This window comes from Burkholderia sp. 10_S31 (assembly GCF_056930375.1).
In genome coordinates, this window is the sequence record NZ_JBXOWK010000003.1 from 665,787 (window position 1) to 683,109 (window position 17,323).

General features: G+C 66.4%; 16 protein-coding genes and 1 tRNA gene. 11 read left to right on the forward strand and 6 right to left on the reverse strand.

Features of this window, described 5'->3' with window-relative positions:
• The first annotated feature begins 105 nt into the window (after positions 1-105).
• From AC1Z3W_RS23105 to AC1Z3W_RS23115, 3 genes are all read left to right on the forward strand, one after another.
• The gene (locus AC1Z3W_RS23105; RefSeq protein ID WP_057928505.1) at positions 106-2,415 is read left to right on the forward strand and encodes a DNA translocase FtsK; all 2,310 of its coding nucleotides are present in this window, start codon (positions 106-108) and stop codon (positions 2,413-2,415) included.
• 37 nt (positions 2,416-2,452) lie between these two features.
• The gene (lolA, locus tag AC1Z3W_RS23110; protein ID WP_483508518.1) at positions 2,453-3,142 is read left to right on the forward strand and encodes an outer membrane lipoprotein chaperone LolA; all 690 of its coding nucleotides are present in this window, start codon (positions 2,453-2,455) and stop codon (positions 3,140-3,142) included.
• 178 nt (positions 3,143-3,320) lie between these two features.
• A complete protein-coding gene (locus tag AC1Z3W_RS23115; RefSeq protein WP_057928506.1) occupies positions 3,321-4,631 on the forward strand; it encodes a replication-associated recombination protein A in 1,311 nt (436 codons plus the stop codon).
• A gap of 39 nt (positions 4,632-4,670) precedes the next feature.
• Here AC1Z3W_RS23115 and AC1Z3W_RS23120 read toward each other — a convergent pair whose 3' ends face one another.
• Positions 4,671-4,937 (reverse strand): DUF2164 domain-containing protein, encoded by a 267-nt coding sequence (locus AC1Z3W_RS23120; RefSeq protein ID WP_483508519.1) that lies wholly within the window; start codon positions 4,935-4,937, stop codon positions 4,671-4,673.
• A 251-nt stretch (positions 4,938-5,188) separates the two neighbouring features.
• Here AC1Z3W_RS23120 and serS point away from each other — a divergent pair, with 251 nt between their 5' ends.
• Both serS and AC1Z3W_RS23130 read left to right on the forward strand, forming a co-directional pair.
• Positions 5,189-6,490, forward strand: coding sequence for a serine--tRNA ligase (serS, locus tag AC1Z3W_RS23125; RefSeq protein ID WP_057928508.1), 1,302 nt, complete (start codon positions 5,189-5,191; stop codon positions 6,488-6,490).
• Positions 6,491-6,620: 130 nt separating this feature from the next.
• Positions 6,621-6,711 (forward strand) — tRNA-Ser (locus AC1Z3W_RS23130).
• A gap of 148 nt (positions 6,712-6,859) precedes the next feature.
• Here the strand turns inward: AC1Z3W_RS23130 and AC1Z3W_RS23135 are convergent.
• Positions 6,860-8,020: an alkane 1-monooxygenase gene (locus AC1Z3W_RS23135; protein ID WP_483508520.1), complete on the reverse strand. Its 1,161-nt coding sequence runs from the start codon at positions 8,018-8,020 to the stop codon at positions 6,860-6,862.
• A 541-nt stretch (positions 8,021-8,561) separates the two neighbouring features.
• Between AC1Z3W_RS23135 and AC1Z3W_RS23140 the strand changes: the two genes are divergently transcribed.
• From AC1Z3W_RS23140 to AC1Z3W_RS23160, 5 genes are all read left to right on the forward strand, one after another.
• The gene (locus AC1Z3W_RS23140) at positions 8,562-9,215 is read left to right on the forward strand and encodes a GNAT family N-acetyltransferase (protein ID WP_242431893.1); all 654 of its coding nucleotides are present in this window, start codon (positions 8,562-8,564) and stop codon (positions 9,213-9,215) included.
• Between the two features lie 166 nt (positions 9,216-9,381).
• Positions 9,382-10,146, forward strand: a complete 765-nt coding sequence (gene minC, locus AC1Z3W_RS23145; protein WP_057928511.1) for a septum site-determining protein MinC — start codon at positions 9,382-9,384, stop codon at positions 10,144-10,146.
• 59 nt (positions 10,147-10,205) lie between these two features.
• The gene (gene minD / locus AC1Z3W_RS23150) at positions 10,206-11,021 is read left to right on the forward strand and encodes a septum site-determining protein MinD (protein WP_057928512.1); all 816 of its coding nucleotides are present in this window, start codon (positions 10,206-10,208) and stop codon (positions 11,019-11,021) included.
• Positions 11,022-11,033: 12 nt separating this feature from the next.
• The gene (minE, locus tag AC1Z3W_RS23155; protein ID WP_006486661.1) at positions 11,034-11,288 is read left to right on the forward strand and encodes a cell division topological specificity factor MinE; all 255 of its coding nucleotides are present in this window, start codon (positions 11,034-11,036) and stop codon (positions 11,286-11,288) included.
• Positions 11,289-11,447: 159 nt separating this feature from the next.
• The gene (locus AC1Z3W_RS23160) at positions 11,448-11,849 is read left to right on the forward strand and encodes a YXWGXW repeat-containing protein (protein WP_057928513.1); all 402 of its coding nucleotides are present in this window, start codon (positions 11,448-11,450) and stop codon (positions 11,847-11,849) included.
• A 116-nt stretch (positions 11,850-11,965) separates the two neighbouring features.
• Here AC1Z3W_RS23160 and AC1Z3W_RS23165 read toward each other — a convergent pair whose 3' ends face one another.
• Complete coding sequence (locus AC1Z3W_RS23165; protein ID WP_057928514.1) at positions 11,966-13,507, reverse strand: chloride channel protein; 1,542 nt, start codon at positions 13,505-13,507, stop codon at positions 11,966-11,968.
• A 174-nt stretch (positions 13,508-13,681) separates the two neighbouring features.
• Here AC1Z3W_RS23165 and waaC point away from each other — a divergent pair, with 174 nt between their 5' ends.
• The gene (gene waaC, locus AC1Z3W_RS23170) at positions 13,682-14,680 is read left to right on the forward strand and encodes a lipopolysaccharide heptosyltransferase I (RefSeq protein ID WP_057928515.1); all 999 of its coding nucleotides are present in this window, start codon (positions 13,682-13,684) and stop codon (positions 14,678-14,680) included.
• Between the two features lie 53 nt (positions 14,681-14,733).
• Here the strand turns inward: waaC and AC1Z3W_RS23175 are convergent, their stop codons facing one another.
• The 3 genes from AC1Z3W_RS23175 to AC1Z3W_RS23185 form a co-directional block, all read right to left on the reverse strand.
• Positions 14,734-14,913, reverse strand: coding sequence for a hypothetical protein (locus tag AC1Z3W_RS23175; RefSeq protein ID WP_057928516.1), 180 nt, complete (start codon positions 14,911-14,913; stop codon positions 14,734-14,736).
• A gap of 104 nt (positions 14,914-15,017) precedes the next feature.
• Complete coding sequence (locus AC1Z3W_RS23180) at positions 15,018-16,328, reverse strand: MFS transporter (RefSeq protein ID WP_057928517.1); 1,311 nt, start codon at positions 16,326-16,328, stop codon at positions 15,018-15,020.
• A 291-nt stretch (positions 16,329-16,619) separates the two neighbouring features.
• A complete protein-coding gene (locus tag AC1Z3W_RS23185; protein ID WP_057928518.1) occupies positions 16,620-17,111 on the reverse strand; it encodes an energy transducer TonB family protein in 492 nt (163 codons plus the stop codon).
• Between the last annotated feature and the right edge of the window lie 212 nt (positions 17,112-17,323).

The following is a 17,323-nucleotide window of genomic DNA, read 5'->3' on the forward strand; positions in this document are numbered from 1 at the left end:
CCTGTTATGTAACCGTCATTTACACTTGGCGCCCCGGTGCAGCGTTTACAATAAGCGGGATCGAACGACAGGCGGGCGCGCGGCCCGTCCTCTTTATACGGATTCATGGCAAAAGCTCCTTATTCCGCCCAGGCACAGGCGTTGCCGCACCGGATGTCGAAGCTCCTCACGGAGATCCGCTGGATTCTCCAGGTCGCGCTCTGCGCTTTTCTGGTGATGGCCCTGTTGAGCTACAGCCGGCGCGATCCGAGCTGGACGCACGCCGCGCAGGTGGACCACATCTCGAACTGGGCCGGCCGCGTCGGTGCGTGGACGGCCGACATCATCCTGCTGCTGTTCGGCCTGTCGGCCTACTGGCTAATCGTGCCGCTCGGGCGGCGCATCGCGGTCAACTACCGGCGCATCACGCGTCACGAGGCGGTCGTTGACGAACCCGAGCGGCCGATCGGCTGGCTCACCGAGATCTTCGCGTTCGTGCTCGTCGTGCTCGCGTGCGACGGCATCGAGGCGCTGCGGATGTGGTCGCTGAAGGTGCAGTTGCCGCGTGCGCCGGGTGGCGTGATCGGCGAGGCCGTGGCAGGCGCGATGTCGCACGCGTTCGGCTTCACCGGCGGCACGCTGCTGCTCCTGATCGCGCTCGCGATCGGCCTGTCGCTGTATTTCCGCTTCTCCTGGCTGTCGGTTTCCGAGCGCGTCGGCGGCGCGATCCTGTCCGCCGTCAACGTCGCGAAGCTGCGCCGCGAGGCCGAGCGAGATCGCAAGCTCGGCGAAGCCGCGGCCGTGCGCCGCGAAGGCAAGGTCGAAGAAGAGCGCGTGCGCATCGAGGATCACGAGCCGGTGACGATCGTGCCGCCGGTCGTCACGCCGGCGAAGTCCGAACGTGTCGAGCGCGAGCGCCAGGTGCCGCTCTTCACCGACCTGCCGGGCGATTCGACGCTGCCGCCGGTATCGCTGCTCGACCCCGCGCCGAAGACGCAGGAAGCAATTTCCGCCGATACGCTTGAATTCACGTCGCGCCTGATCGAGAAGAAGCTGAAGGACTTCGGCGTCGAGGCGAGCGTCGTCGCCGCGTATCCGGGCCCGGTCGTCACGCGCTACGAGATCGAGCCGGCCACGGGCGTGAAGGGCAGCCAGATCGTCAACCTCGCGAAGGATCTCGCGCGTTCGCTGTCGCTCGTGTCGATCCGGGTGGTCGAGACGATTCCCGGCAAGAACTACATGGCGCTCGAACTGCCGAACCAGCGCCGCCAGACGGTGCACCTGTCCGAGATCATCGGCTCGGAAGTCTATGCGGCCGCATCGTCGGCGCTGACGCTGAGCCTCGGCAAGGACATCGGCGGCAAGCCGGTGTGCGCCGATCTCGCGAAGATGCCGCACCTGCTGGTCGCCGGCACGACCGGTTCCGGCAAGTCGGTCGGGATCAACGCGATGATCCTGTCGCTGCTGTACAAGGCGACCGCCGAGCAGGTGCGCCTGATCCTGATTGATCCGAAGATGCTCGAAATGAGCGTCTACGAAGGCATTCCGCACCTGCTGTGTCCGGTCGTCACCGACATGCGCCAGGCCGGCCACGCGCTGAACTGGACGGTCGCGGAGATGGAGCGCCGCTACAAGCTGATGAGCAAGCTCGGCGTGCGCAACCTCGCCGGCTACAACAACAAGATCGACGAGGCGGCGAAGCGCGAGGAAAAGATTCCGAATCCGTTCAGCCTGACGCCGGACGATCCCGAACCGCTCGGCCGCCTGCCGAACATCGTCGTCGTGATCGACGAGCTGGCCGACCTGATGATGGTCGTCGGCAAGAAGGTCGAGGAGCTGATCGCACGGATCGCGCAGAAGGCGCGTGCGGCCGGCATCCACCTGATCCTCGCGACGCAGCGTCCGTCCGTCGACGTGATCACCGGCCTGATCAAGGCGAACGTGCCGACGCGGATCGCGTTCCAGGTGTCGTCGAAGATCGACTCGCGCACGATTCTCGACCAGATGGGCGCCGAATCGCTGCTCGGGATGGGCGACATGCTGTACCTGCCGCCGGGCACCGGGCTGCCCGTGCGCGTGCACGGCGCGTTCGTCGCCGACGATGAAGTGCATCGCGTCGTCGAGAAGCTCAAGGAGCAGGGCGAGCCCAACTACGTCGAAGGGCTGCTCGAGGGCGGCACCGTCGACGGCGACGAGGGTTCGGCGGGCGCGGGAACCGGTGAAGGCGGCGGCGAGTCTGATCCGCTGTACGACCAGGCGGTCGAGATCGTCATCAAGAACCGCCGCGCGTCAATCTCGCTCGTGCAGCGCCATTTGCGGATCGGCTATAACCGCGCGGCACGGCTGCTCGAACAGATGGAACAGTCGGGGCTCGTGTCGGCGATGTCGTCGAGCGGCAACCGCGAAATTCTTGTGCCGGCGCGCGACGCGGAATGAGTCCGCGGCGCCGGCCACCCAAGGAGAAAACCGCATCATGCAGCAACTTTCGTTCGTCCCTTCCCTTCGTTCGACGCGCCGCTGGCTCGGCGCGGCGTTCGCCGGCGCATCGCTGATGCTCGCGGCGACACACGCGTTCGCGGGCGGCACCGACCAACTGAAGGCCTTCGTATCGCAGGTGCATTCGGCGAAGGGTGATTTCACGCAGCAGATCGTCAAGGCGCCGACCAAGGGGGCGAGCGCCGTGCAGGTCGCGCCGAAGCCGAACGACAATTCGAGCGGCACATTCGTGTTCTCGCGTCCGGGCAAGTTCATCTGGACGTACCAGAAGCCGTACCAGCAGGTGCTGCAGGCCGACGGCGACAAGCTCTACGTGTACGACCGCGACCTGAACCAGGTCACCGAGCGCAAGCTGAACGGCGCGTTGGGCGCGAGCCCGGCCGCGATCCTGTTCGGCAGCAACGATCTCGACAAGAACTACACGCTGCGCGATGCCGGCCAGAAGGGCGGCATCGAGTGGCTCGAGATGCTGCCGAAGGCGCAGGACACGCAATTCCAGCGGATCGGCATCGGCTTCCGCAACGGCACGCTCGCCGCGATGGAGCTGCACGACGTGTTCGGCAACGTCACGCTGCTCACGTTCACGAACATCCAGACGAACCCGCCGCTGAAGAGCGATACGTTCAAGTTCGTCGTGCCGAAGGGCGCGGACGTGATCACCGGCTGACCGACACCGCACCGTTTTTCCGACACGGGCCTGCCGGCGACGGCAGGCCCGTGTTGTTTTTGGGCGCGCGGGCAACGGGCGCGGGCACCGCGCGCGGCGGTGCAGTCGTGCGGGCTGTCATAATGTCGGGTCCGGCGGCCGCGTTCGGCCGCTACCGTTTGATGTGGAGCGAGGGTTCATGTCCGACCTGTTTCAAGTCGAGCCGCGCCGGCCGCTCGCCGAGGCGCTGCGGCCGAAGACGCTCGCCGAGGTGATCGGCCAGACGCATCTGCTGGGCGAAGGCAAGCCGCTGCGGCTTGCCTTCGAATCCGGCAAGCCGCATTCGATGATCCTCTGGGGGCCGCCCGGCGTCGGCAAGACGACGCTCGCGCGGCTCACCGCGCTCGCGTTCGACTGCGAGTTCATCGCGCTGTCCGCGGTGCTCGGCGGCGTGAAGGACATCCGCGAGTCGATGGAGCAGGCGAAGGACACGCTGAATCGCACCGGCCGTCACACGATCCTGTTCGTCGATGAAATCCACCGCTTCAACAAGGGGCAGCAGGATGCGCTGCTGCCGTTCGTCGAGTCGGGGCTCGTGACCTTCATCGGCGCGACGACCGAGAATCCGAGCTTCGAAGTCAACTCGGCACTGCTGTCGCGGGCGCAGGTGTACGTGCTGAAGTCGCTGAACGACGACGAGATGCGTCAGTTGCTCAAGCGTGCGCAGGAAATCGCGCTCGACGGCCTCGCGTTCGACGACAAGGCGATCGACACGCTCATCGGTTACGCGGACGGCGACGCGCGGCGCTTCCTGAACCTGCTCGAGCAGGCGCAGACGGCCGCATCGTCCGCCCGGGTCACGACCATCGATGCCGATTTCGTCAGCAGTGCGATGACGCTGAACGCGCGGCGCTTCGACAAGGGCGGCGACAATTTCTACGACCAGATCTCGGCGCTGCACAAGTCGGTGCGCGGTTCGAGCCCGGACGGCGCACTGTACTGGTTCTGCCGGATGATCGACGGCGGCGCGGATCCGAAATATCTCGCGCGGCGGATCGTGCGGATGGCGTGGGAAGACATCGGCCTGGCCGACCCGCGCGCGCTGCAGATGGCGAACGACGCGGCCGAGACCTACGAGCGGCTCGGCTCGCCCGAAGGCGAGCTGGCGCTCGGGCAGGCGGTGATCTATCTCGCGTGCGCGGCGAAGAGCAACGCGGGCTATAACGCGTTCAACCAGGCGATGGCGTTCGTGAAGCAGGACAAGTCGCGCGAGGTGCCCGTGCATCTGCGCAATGCGCCGACCAAGCTGATGAAGGAACTCGGCTACGGTCACGCGTATCGCTACGCGCACGACGAGCCGAATGCCTATGCCGCCGGCGAGACCTACCTGCCGGAAGGGATGCGTGAGCCGCACTGGTACAAGCCGGTGCCGCGCGGGCTCGAATCGAAGATCGCCGACAAGCTTGCATGGCTGCGCGAGCTCGACCGCGAGGCCGGCAAGAAGGACTGACCGGCCACGCGTGGCCGGGCGGCGGGCGCCTGGCGCGCGTCAGCGCTTGCGGCCCGGCTGTTTCTTCCAATACTCGAACGGCTCCTCGTGGCATTCGATGTCGAGTTCGGCCACCCGCGCGTGCAGGCGCGCCTGCGCATCGGCGATCGCGACGTTGTAGATCGCCGGCGCGATTTCCTCGACGAAGAAGTGCAGCAGCGCGCCGGCCTGGATGTTGCCGATCGGCTCGTCCATGTTTTCTGTGAAATAGCGTTGCAGCGATGCGATCGCGCGGTCGCGGACATCCTTGTCCAGTTCGATGGCCATCGGGTTCCCTCGGGTGATGGTGATGCGAAGGCGGGTGCGTTGCCTGCCGCGTTGCGCCCGGCCGAGGCGGCTGTCGCGCGCGGCGCGACGGCATCGCCCGACGCGCTTTGCCGGGTGCCGGCGCGCAGGCCGGCAATGCGATACTGCCACGCCCGCCGCGCGTTTGCGGCATTGTCCATCCGGCCAGTGCCGTGGCGGCCCCGCGGTGCGTTAGAATTCCCGTCTTACACAACGATTTTCCAAGTCCTCCCATGCTCGACATTCAGTTGCTGCGCAAAGACCTCGACGGCGTCGCGAAGCGCCTCGCCGATCGCGGCTACACCCTCGACGTCGCCGCGTTCTCCGCACTCGAAGCGGAACGCCGCGCGATCCAGACCCGCACCGAAGAGCTCCAGGCGCGCCGCAACAGCCTGTCGAAGCAGATCGGCGCGATGAAGGGGAAGGGCGAGGACACGTCGGCCGTGATGGCCGAAGTCGGCGGGATCGGCGACGAGATGAAGGCGTCGGAGGCCAAGCTCGGCGAGATCCAGTCGCGCCTGTCCGACCTGATGCTGGGCATGCCGAACATCGCGCACGAAAGCGTGCCGGTCGGCAAGGACGAGGCCGACAACGTCGAGGTGCGCCGCTGGGGTACGCCGCGCCAGTTCGACTTCGAGGTGAAGGATCACGTCGACGTCGGCACGCCGCTCGGCCTCGATTTCGAAACCGGCGCGAAGCTCGCCGGCGCACGCTTCACGATGCTGCGCGGCGCGATCGCCCGCCTGCACCGCGCACTCGCGCAGTTCATGCTCGACACGCACACGCTGCAGCACGGCTACAGCGAGACGTACACGCCGTACATCGTGAACCCCGAGATCCTGTACGGCACGGGTCAACTGCCGAAGTTCGCGGACGACATGTTCCGCGTCGAGAAGGGCGGCGCCGAGAACACGATCACGCAGTACCTGATTTCGACGTCCGAGATTTCGCTGACGAACACCGTGCGCGAGTCGATCGTCGAAGGCTCCGCGCTGCCGATCAAGCTGACCGCGCATTCGCCGTGCTTCCGTTCGGAAGCAGGCTCGTACGGCCGCGACACGCGCGGGATGATCCGCCAGCACCAGTTCGACAAGGTCGAGATGGTGCAGGTCGTCGCACCGGACGCATCGTACGCGGCGCTCGACGAGATGGTCGGCCACGCGGAAGCGATCCTGCAGAAGCTCGGCCTGCCGTACCGCGTGATCACGCTGTGCACGGGTGACATGGGTTTCTCGGCCGCGAAGACGTTCGACCTCGAAGTGTGGCTGCCCGCGCAGAACACCTATCGCGAGATCTCGAGCTGCTCGAACACCGAGGCGTTCCAGGCACGCCGGATGCAAGCGCGTTTCCGCAACGCGCAAGGCAAGCCGGAACTCGTGCATACGCTGAACGGCTCGGGGCTCGCGGTCGGCCGCACGCTCGTCGCGGTGCTCGAGAACTACCAGAGTGCCGACGGTTCGGTCACGGTACCGGAGGTACTGCGTCCGTACATGGGCGGCATGGAGCGAATCGAAGCGCCTGCACAGGCGTCGTGAGATTGCTGCGCGATCGATCTCCGAGGGCATCGCAAAAATTTTGCAGAAAACGCTTGTGAGTGTCGAAGAGATCGTTCTATAATCTTTTCTTTCCCGGACACGACCAACCGGGAAATGAAGCAGCAAGGAAGGAGAGGTGGCAGAGTGGTCGAATGTACCTGACTCGAAATCAGGCGTACGGTTTCCCCGTACCGTGGGTTCGAATCCCACCCTCTCCGCCAAAATACGAAACCCCGTGATCCGGAAGGATCACGGGGTTTTTCGTTTGTGTCGTCCGGCCGTGAACGTGGCTGCATCGACGACGGTGTATCGCCACGTTCAGGTCGCAGCAAGCCGCGTGACGATATCGCGCGACCGCGCTGTCCTGCATCACGCCGCAGCCGAATACCGCGCGAGCACGCGCGCGCGGATCGACGGCTTGATGTTCGACTGCGCCATGTTGCCGCCGTAGTGCGCGACGACACGCGGGTTCATCACGCGATACCAGAGCGGCGGCACATAGGCGAACAGAATCATCGTCGCGTAGCCGGCCGGCAGTTGCGGCGAGTCGTCGAAGTGACGCAGTGCCTGGTACGAGCGCGTCGGGTTCGCGTGATGGTCGGCGTGCCGCTGCAATTGATACAGGAACAGGTTGGTGACGACGTGATTGCTGTTCCACGAATGCTGCGGCGTGCAGCGTTCGTAGCGGCCGCTCGGCAGCTTGCGGCGGCCGAGCCCGTAGTGCTCGACGTAGTTGACGACTTCAAGCAGCGACGCACCGTACACGGCCTGGATCACGAGGAACGGGATCACGACCTTGCCGGCCATCGCGATCGCGATGCCCCACACGACGACGGTCATCGCCCATGCGTGCAGCACCTCGTTGCGCCAGGTCCACGGCGAATGCCCGAGCCGCTCGAGGCGCGCCTTTTCGAGCCGCCACGCCGAGCGGACGCTGCCCGTCATCGTGCGCGGCAGGAAGGCCCAGAACGATTCGCCGTAGCGCGCGCTCGCCGGGTCCTCGGCCGTCGCGACGCGCACGTGATGGCCGCGGTTGTGCTCGACGAAGAAGTGCCCGTACGCAACCGGCGCGAGCGTAACTTTCGCGAGCCAGCGCTCGAAGCGGTTGGTCTTGTGCCCGAGTTCGTGCGCGGTGTTGATCGAGATACCCGTTGCGGCGCCGAGCGACAGCGCGAAGCCGACATAGTCGTACCACGCGAGCGCGTGCGTGCCGACGATCCACACGCACATGAAGAACGCGACGTATTCGACCAGCGTCGCGAGATAGACGATGTAGCGGTAGTAGCGCGCCCGTTCGAGATGCGGGACGACGGCTTCGGGTGGATTGTCGCGATCGTCGCCGATCAGCGTGTCGAGGATCGGAATCACGCCGAACGCGAACAGCGGGCCGAACCACCAGAACACGTGAAGGCCCGTCGACAGCGCGAGCTGGGCCGAAAGAATCGGCAGCGTGATGGTCACCGCGCCGAGCAGCCACAGATAACGTTTGCTATCCGACCAGCCCGAGGCCGATTCGTCGGTCATTGCCATTGTCTCCCTCCTTTGGGGGCCGGCTCCTGCGCTCGAGGGCGCAGGAGCCGCACGTGCACGTTTATCGTCGTTCGAATCGTCGTTGGTCCGCGACACGGCGTGCGTCACCGGATCGTTGGTCCGGTTGTGCCAGTTATACGACTGTCGCGCGCGCTTTCCAAACATCGCCGCTAGGCATGCAACTCCAAACGGCGGACCGTGCATGACGCAGGTCGGGAAGGGCCGGTGCGGGGGTGATTGAAACAGGCAGGCAAGTGCCGATCCGCTCGCGCGAGCGCTGTTCTTGTCAGACGAATGTATGGCGCGACGCGCGCGTACATACGGCCACGCGCGCCGAAACGAATGTTGCAATGCAATATATGCGGTGCGGTAACGCACGCAGACGCAGCCATTTTGCGTACATATGTTACGGACCATCAGGCTCGTGGCGATGAAATGATGGACGCTCGTTGCATGAATACCGTATAGGACAAGGCGAGCGAGGCGGCACGTCCGACCTTGTGATCGGGAGTGCCATGTGTCGCTGCGCATCGACGCGTCAATGCTGCACCTGCACACCCGCGCGTGCGCCGCCCCCGTTGCCTTTCGATCCACGCAGCCATTTGAAAATAACGATTTGACTCATGCCCCGCTTTCGGTTGAAGCTAGCAGCTTGCTGTCCGAAAGGGGCTGTGCCTGCATGAGTTCGACCTTGACCGTTCGTCGTATCGTTGCCGACCAGGGCGGCGTGTATCGCGAACTCCGCGCCGCATCGCTGCGTGAGCCCTATGCACCCGGTGAAGCGCCGGAGGCCGAATTGCTGAACGTCGATTCCGACGCGGCGGCGGCCATCGCCGCGCTGCGTGCGGCGTCCGACGAGTCGACGACTTTCCTGCTGTACACCGAAGGCCATCCGGCCGGCATGATCGGCGCGTATTTCGACAATACGCCCGAGCGGCGCGCGTTCGTCAGCGAGCTGTGGGTCGCGCACGCGGTCCGCCACCTGCGCGGCGGCGTGCTGCTGCTGGAAACGGCCACCGCATGGCTCGCCGAACGTGGTGCGCAGGACGTCTACGCATGGATCGCCGATGCGAACCGCAACGCGATCCGTTTCTACGAACGTGCGGGTTTCGGTAACACGGGCGAGCATGCGCCGATCGGGCGGATGCCCGGCGCGATGAAGTCGTTGTTCGTGTCGCACTTCAACACGCCCTGACGCATGAACGCGCGGGCCGCACGGCGCGATGAAGGCCAGCTCGCCCGTCCGACTGCCCGCCTGCCGGTTGCGCGCTCGCGGCGACCATCGCCGCCCGGTTCCCCAAAAATAATGGCCGCACGCGTGGACGCCTGTAAAATACGCAAAAATTTTTTGCAGAGTGTCCATGTCGCTTAAAAAATCGCCATTCTTCGAGCTGCGCAGCGGATCGGTCGATACGTTGCTGTTCACCGTGAAGACGACCGATCTCGAGGCGTTGCGTACCGAACTGGTCAAGCGCTTCGAAGCGACTCCCGAGTTTTTCGCCGATGATGTCGTCGCGATCGACGTCCGCCGCCTTGCGGACGGCGAACGCGTCGCGCTCGCCGACATCCGCCAGATGCTGAACGACGTGCGGATGCGCCCGGTGGGCGTCGTTGCGCTGGCCACGCAGGGCTGGGCGGGGGAAGCCGGCCTGCCGTTGCTCGAGGCGCGCGATCGCCGCGTGTCGGCCGCGAAGCCGGCCGACGAAGCGGAGCCGGCGCCGGTCGTCGCGGCTGCTGCCGCGGCAGCCGAACCGGCACCGGAGCCTGCGCCGACGCCGATTTCGGCGGGTGGCCAGACGCTGGTGATCGACCGGCCGCTGCGTTCGGGGCAGCAGATTTACGCGAAAGGAGACCTCGTGGTGCTTGCGCCGGTCAGTCACGGCGCCGAGATCATCGCGGAAGGCAACATCCACATCTACGCGCCGCTGCGCGGCCGCGCACTCGCGGGTGTGCACGGCAATCACGACGCGCGCATTTTCTGCACGTGTCTCGAACCGGAACTGATTTCGATCGCGGGTATCTATCGAACGACCGAGAACCCGTTGCCCGCCGACATACTGGGCAAATCGGTGCAGATCTGGCTCGAAGAGGAAAAATTGATGATCGAACCGCTGCGCCTGACGTGATTCGCACGGCGCGCTCCGGATCGATCGGCTCTCATTGACGAACACAGGGTATTGGGTAAATGGCAAAAATCATCGTGGTGACTTCGGGCAAGGGCGGCGTGGGCAAGACGACGACCAGCGCGAGCTTCGCGTCCGGCCTCGCGCTGCGCGGCCACAAGACGGCCGTGATCGACTTCGACGTCGGCCTGCGCAACCTCGATCTCATCATGGGCTGCGAGCGCCGCGTGGTGTACGACCTCGTCAACGTGATCCAGGGCGAAGCGAACCTGAACCAGGCGCTGATCAAGGACAAGAAGTGCGAGAACCTGTTCATCCTGCCGGCATCGCAGACGCGCGACAAGGATGCGCTCACGCGTGACGGCGTCGAGAAGGTACTGAACGACCTGGTTGCGATGAACTTCGACTACATCGTGTGCGATTCGCCGGCCGGTATCGAGGCAGGCGCGCTGCACGCGATGTACTTCGCGGACGAAGCGCTGATCGTCACGAACCCGGAAGTGTCGTCGGTGCGCGACTCGGACCGCATTCTCGGTATCCTGTCGTCGAAGACGAAGCGCGCGACCGAAGGCAAGGATCCGATCAAGGAACACCTGCTGATCACGCGTTACAGCCCGAAGCGTGTGAGCGAAGGCGAGATGCTGTCGCTCGAGGACATCAGCGAGATCCTGCGCATCAAGCTGATCGGCGTGGTGCCCGAATCGGAAGCCGTGCTGCACGCATCGAACCAGGGTCTGCCGGCCGTGCATATCGACGGCACCGACGTTGCGGAAGCGTACAAGGACGTCGTTGCTCGCTTCCTCGGCGAAGACAAGCCGCTGCGCTTCACCGATTACCAGAAGCCGGGCCTGCTGCAGCGCCTCTTCGGCAGCAAGTAACGGAGGCCGCCCATGTCCATCCTTTCGTTTCTCCTCGGCGAGAAGAAGAAGTCCGCATCGGTCGCGAAGGAGCGCCTGCAGCTCATCATCGCGCACGAGCGGGTCGGTGGCCGGCCGCCGGCCGATTATCTTCCGGCGCTGCAGAAGGAGCTGGTCGCGGTCATCTCGAAGTACGTCCATATTTCGAACGATGACATCCGCGTGAGCCTCGAGCGCCAGGACGATCTCGAAGTCCTCGAAGTGAAGATCGAGATCCCGCAAGCCTGACCTTCGCCGGTCTCCCCCCGCACGGCGGCGTATGCCGCCGTGCGCGTCTTACGCCCTGTTGCACTTTCGGGCTCGCCGTAACACGGTGTCTGTCGGCCGTTGGTCGACCTCCCGCATTGAACGAATACGCTCGCGTCATTTGTTAATCAGGAGGTTGTGATGGCTGTCTCTACTGTTCAACGTCGTATCGTTTCGCTCGCGCTGTTCGCCGCGGGCCTGTCGGCCGTCGTCGCGCCGCTCGCCGCGCGCGCGGACGAAATCCTCGTCGGCGCGCCGGTGATGGTGCAGTCGGGCCGGATGGTCGTCGCCGAACCGGTCGCCGTGCCGGCCGGGGAAATCGTCGTCGTCGCGCCGAACGCGCCGCCGCCCGTGCGCTACGAAGTCGTGCCCGACGCGCGTGTCGGCTATGTGTGGGAGCGCGGTCACTGGCGCTGGGATCATGGTCGCTATGTCTGGATCGGCGGCCACTGGGAAACCGAGCGTATCGGCATGCACTGGGTGCCGGGCCACTGGGATCACCGCGGCCCGAACTGGTTCTGGACCCGCGGCCACTGGGCTTGATGGAGGCGTGCGATGAAACGAACCGCCATTGCCATCGCGCTCGTCGCGATCACGCTCGCAGGCTGTATCGTCGTGCCGGCGCGGCCTGTCTACTATCGGCCGGCGCCGGTGGTGATCTATTGAGTATCGCGCGGGCCTGCTTGCGCCGGGCCGCTCGTGGCGGATGCAGGCCGGCCGCCGTCATGCGGCGTAGCCGGCGCGTGCGTGGCCCCGCTATCGGTCGCCGGGGTGTCCGGCTCGCCACTGTCCCGTTCGCGCAGCGTGTCGAGCGGGTCGGCGGGCGCGGCGGCCGCGTCCTGCGGCTCGGTGACGCCGGTTATGGCCGCCGGTGCAGCAGCAGGTTCGGCGGCGGCCGCGGGCGGCGCGAGATAGCGCTGTGCGAGCGTTTCGTAGAGCGGCGGCGCGAAGAAGCGCGCCATGCGGCTCGACACCAGTGCGGTCGCCATCAGCGAAATCACGAGTGCGTGGCCGTTGATCATCTCCATCACGATCACGAACGACGTGATCGGCGACTGCGTGACGGCCGCGAGGTAGCCGACCATCGCGAGCGCGATCAGCATCGGCAGGCTCATGTCGCCGAACACGATGTGCAGCAGGTTGCCGAACCCGGCGCCGATCGACAGCGACGGCGCGAAGATCCCGCCCGGGATGCCGGGCAGGTACGACGCAACCATCGACACCATCTTCAGGAACGGATAGAGCACCGACAGCCGTTCATGGCCATCGAGCAGGCCGCGCGCCTCGGCATAGCCGCTGCCGAAGGTCGTCCCGCCCGACACGATGCCGACGACGGCGATCACGAAGCCGCACAGCGCCGCGAACGCGATCGGCCGCTCGCGATACAGGTCGAGCAGGCGTGCGGGCAGCCAGCGCCCGGTGTTGAGCAGCAGCCAGCTGAAGAGGCCGCCCGCGATGCCGGTCACGATCGCCGTGACGAGCACGGCGACGGCGAGCATCTTCGGGAAATGCTGGCCGGCGTCGATCGTGCCGAAGTACGTGTAATTGCCGTTCAGGCCCAATGCGACGACACCGGCGAGGATGATCGCGGTGATCAGCACGCCGCTTGCGCGGGCGGAGAAGCTGCGGGTCAGCTCCTCGATCGCGAACACGATCCCGGCGAGCGGCGTATTGAACGCGGCCGACAGGCCAGCCGCCGCGCCGGCGAGCACGAGCTGCCGTTCGATCTGCGCGTTCGAGCGCGGATAGAAGCGCCGCAGGTTGAACATCAGTGCCGCGCCGACCTGCACGGTCGGACCTTCGCGGCCGATCGTGAAGCCGCCGAGGATTCCCAGGAACGAGATCAGGACCTTGCCGAACAGGATGCGCAGCGTCAGCAGCCGCGCGCCGAACGCGCCCGGGCTCGCATGCAGCGTCGCAATGACCTGCGGGATCCCGCTGCCCTCGGCGCCCCGAAAGAAGCGGCGCGTGATCCATGCGGACGCCGCGGCGATCGACGGCGTCAGCAGCAGCGGCAGCCACGCGACGTGGTCGCGCATCGTGCGGAAGGTGTCGTAGCCCCAGTCGATCAACCGCGCGTACAGCACGGCCGCGAGGCCCACGGCGATCGCGCCCAGCCAGAACACGCCATACTGGCGCCAGATCCGCAGCGAGCGGCGGGTGAGGGCGGGAAACAGGGCGGGAAGAGCGGGACGTTGCATCGGCGGTGGGCCGGAGGGCAAAGAACGCATTATAAAAAGAACCGGATGCAGCCGGGGCTCGACAAACTTTCACAAAAGCGACGCACTTTGTTGCAAATGTAATGTCGTAGTAATGTTTGTGCGCCGCTAGCGTCGTTAGCATGGCGAAATGGTCCGATATATCCCACAAAGAACGTGAAACGCATCCTCATCGTGAAAGTGACGTCGCTCGGCGACGTCGTCCAGACGTTGCCCGTCGTCGCGGACCTCCATCGCGCTTTTCCGGGCGTGGCGGTCGATTGGGCCGTGGACGAATCGTGCGCTGAAGTCGTGCGCTGGCACCCGGGTGTGAGCGAGGTGCTCTGCGCGCCGCTGCGGCGGTTCAAGAAGCTCCGCAACGGCGGCGACCTGAAGGCGATCTCCGCGTCGATCGGTGCGCTGCGCGCGCACCGCTACGATGCGATCATCGACCTGCACGGCGTCTACAAGAGCGCAATCATCTCGATCCTCGCGCGCGCCGCGCGCCGCGTCGGTTATCAGACGCAGGATCTCGGCGAGACGGGCGCCCGTTTCGCGTATTCGCATCGCTTCGGCCCGAGGCCGGACTGCGACGCGTGGCACGGGATGCGCGTGAGCGCCGGCGAGGCGCTGGGCTATGTCCCCGAAGGCATCGCCGACTACGGGGTCGTCGCGCCGCAGGATGCGAGCCTGCCCCCCGCCGTGACCGACGGCGCGCCGTTCATGCTGCTGTTTCACGCGACGTCCAATCCGGACAAGCAATGGCCGGCCGACCATTGGGCCGCGCTGGCTATCCGGATGATGGCGCGCGGTGTGCGCGTGCTGATGCCATGGGGATCGCCGGCCGAACATGACGATGCGCAGGACATTGCCGCGCGCGCGCCGGGCGCGATCGTGCTACCGGCGATGTCGGTGCGCGAACTGGGCGCGGCCATCGGCCGGGCCGCGCTCGTGGTGGGGGTCGATACCGGGTTCGTGCACATGGCGCACGCGCTGAAGCGGCCGACCGTGATGATCTTCGTCGCGACGTCGCGCCACCACTGCGGTATCGGCGGCGCACCGAATGCGCTGTCGATCGGTGAGCCGGGTGCGCCGCCGTCGGTCGAGCAGGCACTCGATGCGATCGATACGGTCGGCCCGGCCTACGCCGTGCTGCGTGCGCGGCTGACAGCCTAGGCGCAAGCCGGTGATTCGCGTGAGCAGGCCGCGGGGAAGCGGCGCCTGCCGGTTCAGGCGAGCAGCGCTTCGACCGTGACCACCGCGGCGATGGCCGCCAGGTTGGCGAGCAACGCCTCGAACAGCAGGCCGCGCCAGGTCTTCGGCCGAAAGCGGGCCGCGAGCAGCAGCGCGCCGCCCAGCGCGAGCGCCAGGATCAGGACGAGGTCTGCGTTGTCGAGGCGGATGTTCATCGCGGCGGCTCCTTCGGGGAGGGATCCCGGGGGCGCGCGGCGGCGCACCCAGGATCGAGTATAGGCAGCGCCACCCACCGCACAACCCGGGGCGCCCCGAAGGCTCAGACGAGTGATGTGTTGCGGGTTTCCCGCATCAGCAGCACGCCGATCAGGCTGATTGCCGCCGCGATCGACACGTACCCGCCCACCCACGACAGCCCACCGTGCGCGGCGAGCAGCTGCGCGATGTACGGCGCGATCGACGCGCCGAGGATCCCGCCGAGGTTGTACGCGACGCCCGCGCCCGTATAGCGGACGTTGGTCGGGAACAGCTCGGGCAGCAGCGCGCCCATCGGCGCGAACGTCACGCCCATCAGGAACAGCTCGAGCGTCAGGAACAGTGCGACGAGCGGCATCGAGCCGCTGCCGAGCAGCGGTTCCATCGCGAAGCCGGACAGCAGCGCGGCGATCGCGCCGACGACCAGCACCGGCTTGCGGCCGAAGCGATCCGACGCCCATGCCGACAGCGGCGTCGCGAGGCCCATGAACACCACCGCGAAGCACAGCAGGCCGAGGAAGCTCTGGCGCGGAATATGCAGCGTCGACACGCCGTATGACAGCGAGAACACCGTCGAGATATAGAACAGCGTGTAGCAGACCACCATCGCGAGCGCGCCGAGCAGCGTCGGCTGCCAGTGTTGCGAGACGAGCGTCGCGACCGGCACGCGCACGCGCTCGTTGCGGTCGAGCGCGGCCTGGAACGCCGGCGTCTCGGTGATCTTCAGCCGCACGTACAGGCCGAGTGCGACGAGCACCGCACTGACGAGGAACGGGATGCGCCAGCCCCAGCTGCGGAACTGTTCGTCGGACAGCGACAGCGCGAGCGCGAAGAACAGCCCGTTCGACATCAGGAAGCCGACCGACGGGCCCAGCTGCGGGAACATCCCGAACCAGCCGCGCTTGCCTGGCGGCGCGTGCTCGGTCGCGAGCAGCGCCGCGCCGCCCCATTCGCCGCCGAGACCGATCCCCTGGCCAAAACGCAGCACGCACAGCAGCACCGGCGCGAGCGCGCCGATCGTGTCGTAGCCGGGCACGAAACCGATCGCGGTGGTGGACACGCCCATGACGAGCAGCGATGCGACGAGTGTCGATTTGCGGCCGATGCGGTCGCCGAAGTGGCCGAACAGGAACGAGCCGATCGGCCGCGCGATGAACGCGATGCCGAACGTGACGAACGCGGACAGCGCCTGTGCGGTCGCGGAGCCGTGCGGGAAGAACACGGGACCGATGACGAGTGCCGCGGCGGTCGCGTATACGTAGAAGTCGTAGAACTCGATCGCGGTGCCGATGAAGCTCGCGAACACGATGCGCCGGTGGCTGACGGCGCCGGCCGAACCGGTTGCGTGTGCAACGGCCGGGGGGGATGCGGACATGGATGTCTCCGTTTTGTCGTTGGGGCGGTCGGCTGAGCGTGCGCTCGGGGAGGCGGGCACCTGCCGGGAGCAGCCGAGCGGATGATGCAATGGCGGCGTGGACGCGCGCTGTGGCGCGAACGTCACCCGCCGGTCGACGATGGAGACGGATAGGTCGCCGCCGCCCGGGGCCGGCGTGGTCGGCTCGCGTGCCGGGTGCGGCGCGCGAACGCGCGCGGGAGGATGGCCGCGCGATTGCGGAAAATTATAGCCAGCGCCGCGACATAGCGGCAATCACGGGCGGGCGCGCGCTCAGTCGAGCGATTGCGCCTGCGCCGACGCGGTGCTTTGCAACTGGAAGTGCCCGTCGTCGTTGAACAGCCAGCCTTCCATCATCTCGATCCGACCATTGCCGTCCAGCAGTTTCGATGGTGGTGGCGGCAGCGGTGCCGAGCGGCGCAGCGACGCGAGCGCGAGTGCTTCCGCTTCGCTGTCGCCGTTGCTGCGATAGACGGATGCGTTGACGAGGCGGCCGCTGCGATCGACGGTGAACGCGACGACGACGAGCGAGCGCAGCATCGCCTGCGGCGTCCCGCGCAACACGCCGGACGGATTGTGTTCGGCGACGCAGTGTGCGACTTCCACGCGGTACTGGTCGAGATTCGCGCTGCGCGTGACTGACGGGATCGTCAGTACCGAGCGCAGCGACGGCGGCGGCGTGATCGTGCAGGCGGCAAGCATGGTGGCGGCGACCAGCGCGGCAATACGCAGCCGGTCGACGCCCGGGCGGGGAAGAGGGGGCATGGGAGGTGTGCCGGAGGGTGACTATAAAAAAATGATAGGCGCCCGGACACGGCGTGTTATCGGGAGAAACGCATAGCGCGCGAATCGCGACGTGGCGATTCGCAGATGATGGCGATCGGCGGCCCGTCTGCCGGGCCGGCGTTGCGATGTGACGTGACATGCGACGGTGCGCACACGCCTTGTGCGCACGCGAGTCGCGCGCGGTGGCGGCG

Coding starts and splice junctions, on each gene's coding strand:
- AC1Z3W_RS23105 (WP_057928505.1), top strand. CDS start 106: ATGGCAAAAGCTCCTTATTCCGCCCAGGCACAGGCGTTGCCGCACCGG.
- lolA (WP_483508518.1), top strand. CDS start 2,453: ATGCAGCAACTTTCGTTCGTCCCTTCCCTTCGTTCGACGCGCCGCTGG.
- AC1Z3W_RS23115 (WP_057928506.1), top strand. CDS start 3,321: ATGTCCGACCTGTTTCAAGTCGAGCCGCGCCGGCCGCTCGCCGAGGCG.
- AC1Z3W_RS23120 (WP_483508519.1), bottom strand. CDS start 4,937: ATGGCCATCGAACTGGACAAGGATGTCCGCGACCGCGCGATCGCATCG.
- serS (WP_057928508.1), top strand. CDS start 5,189: ATGCTCGACATTCAGTTGCTGCGCAAAGACCTCGACGGCGTCGCGAAG.
- AC1Z3W_RS23135 (WP_483508520.1), bottom strand. CDS start 8,020: ATGGCAATGACCGACGAATCGGCCTCGGGCTGGTCGGATAGCAAACGT.
- AC1Z3W_RS23140 (WP_242431893.1), top strand. CDS start 8,562: ATGCTGCACCTGCACACCCGCGCGTGCGCCGCCCCCGTTGCCTTTCGA.
- minC (WP_057928511.1), top strand. CDS start 9,382: ATGTCGCTTAAAAAATCGCCATTCTTCGAGCTGCGCAGCGGATCGGTC.
- minD (WP_057928512.1), top strand. CDS start 10,206: ATGGCAAAAATCATCGTGGTGACTTCGGGCAAGGGCGGCGTGGGCAAG.
- minE (WP_006486661.1), top strand. CDS start 11,034: ATGTCCATCCTTTCGTTTCTCCTCGGCGAGAAGAAGAAGTCCGCATCG.
- AC1Z3W_RS23160 (WP_057928513.1), top strand. CDS start 11,448: ATGGCTGTCTCTACTGTTCAACGTCGTATCGTTTCGCTCGCGCTGTTC.
- AC1Z3W_RS23165 (WP_057928514.1), bottom strand. CDS start 13,507: ATGCAACGTCCCGCTCTTCCCGCCCTGTTTCCCGCCCTCACCCGCCGC.
- AC1Z3W_RS23175 (WP_057928516.1), bottom strand. CDS start 14,913: ATGAACATCCGCCTCGACAACGCAGACCTCGTCCTGATCCTGGCGCTC.
- AC1Z3W_RS23180 (WP_057928517.1), bottom strand. CDS start 16,328: ATGTCCGCATCCCCCCCGGCCGTTGCACACGCAACCGGTTCGGCCGGC.
- AC1Z3W_RS23185 (WP_057928518.1), bottom strand. CDS start 17,111: ATGCCCCCTCTTCCCCGCCCGGGCGTCGACCGGCTGCGTATTGCCGCG.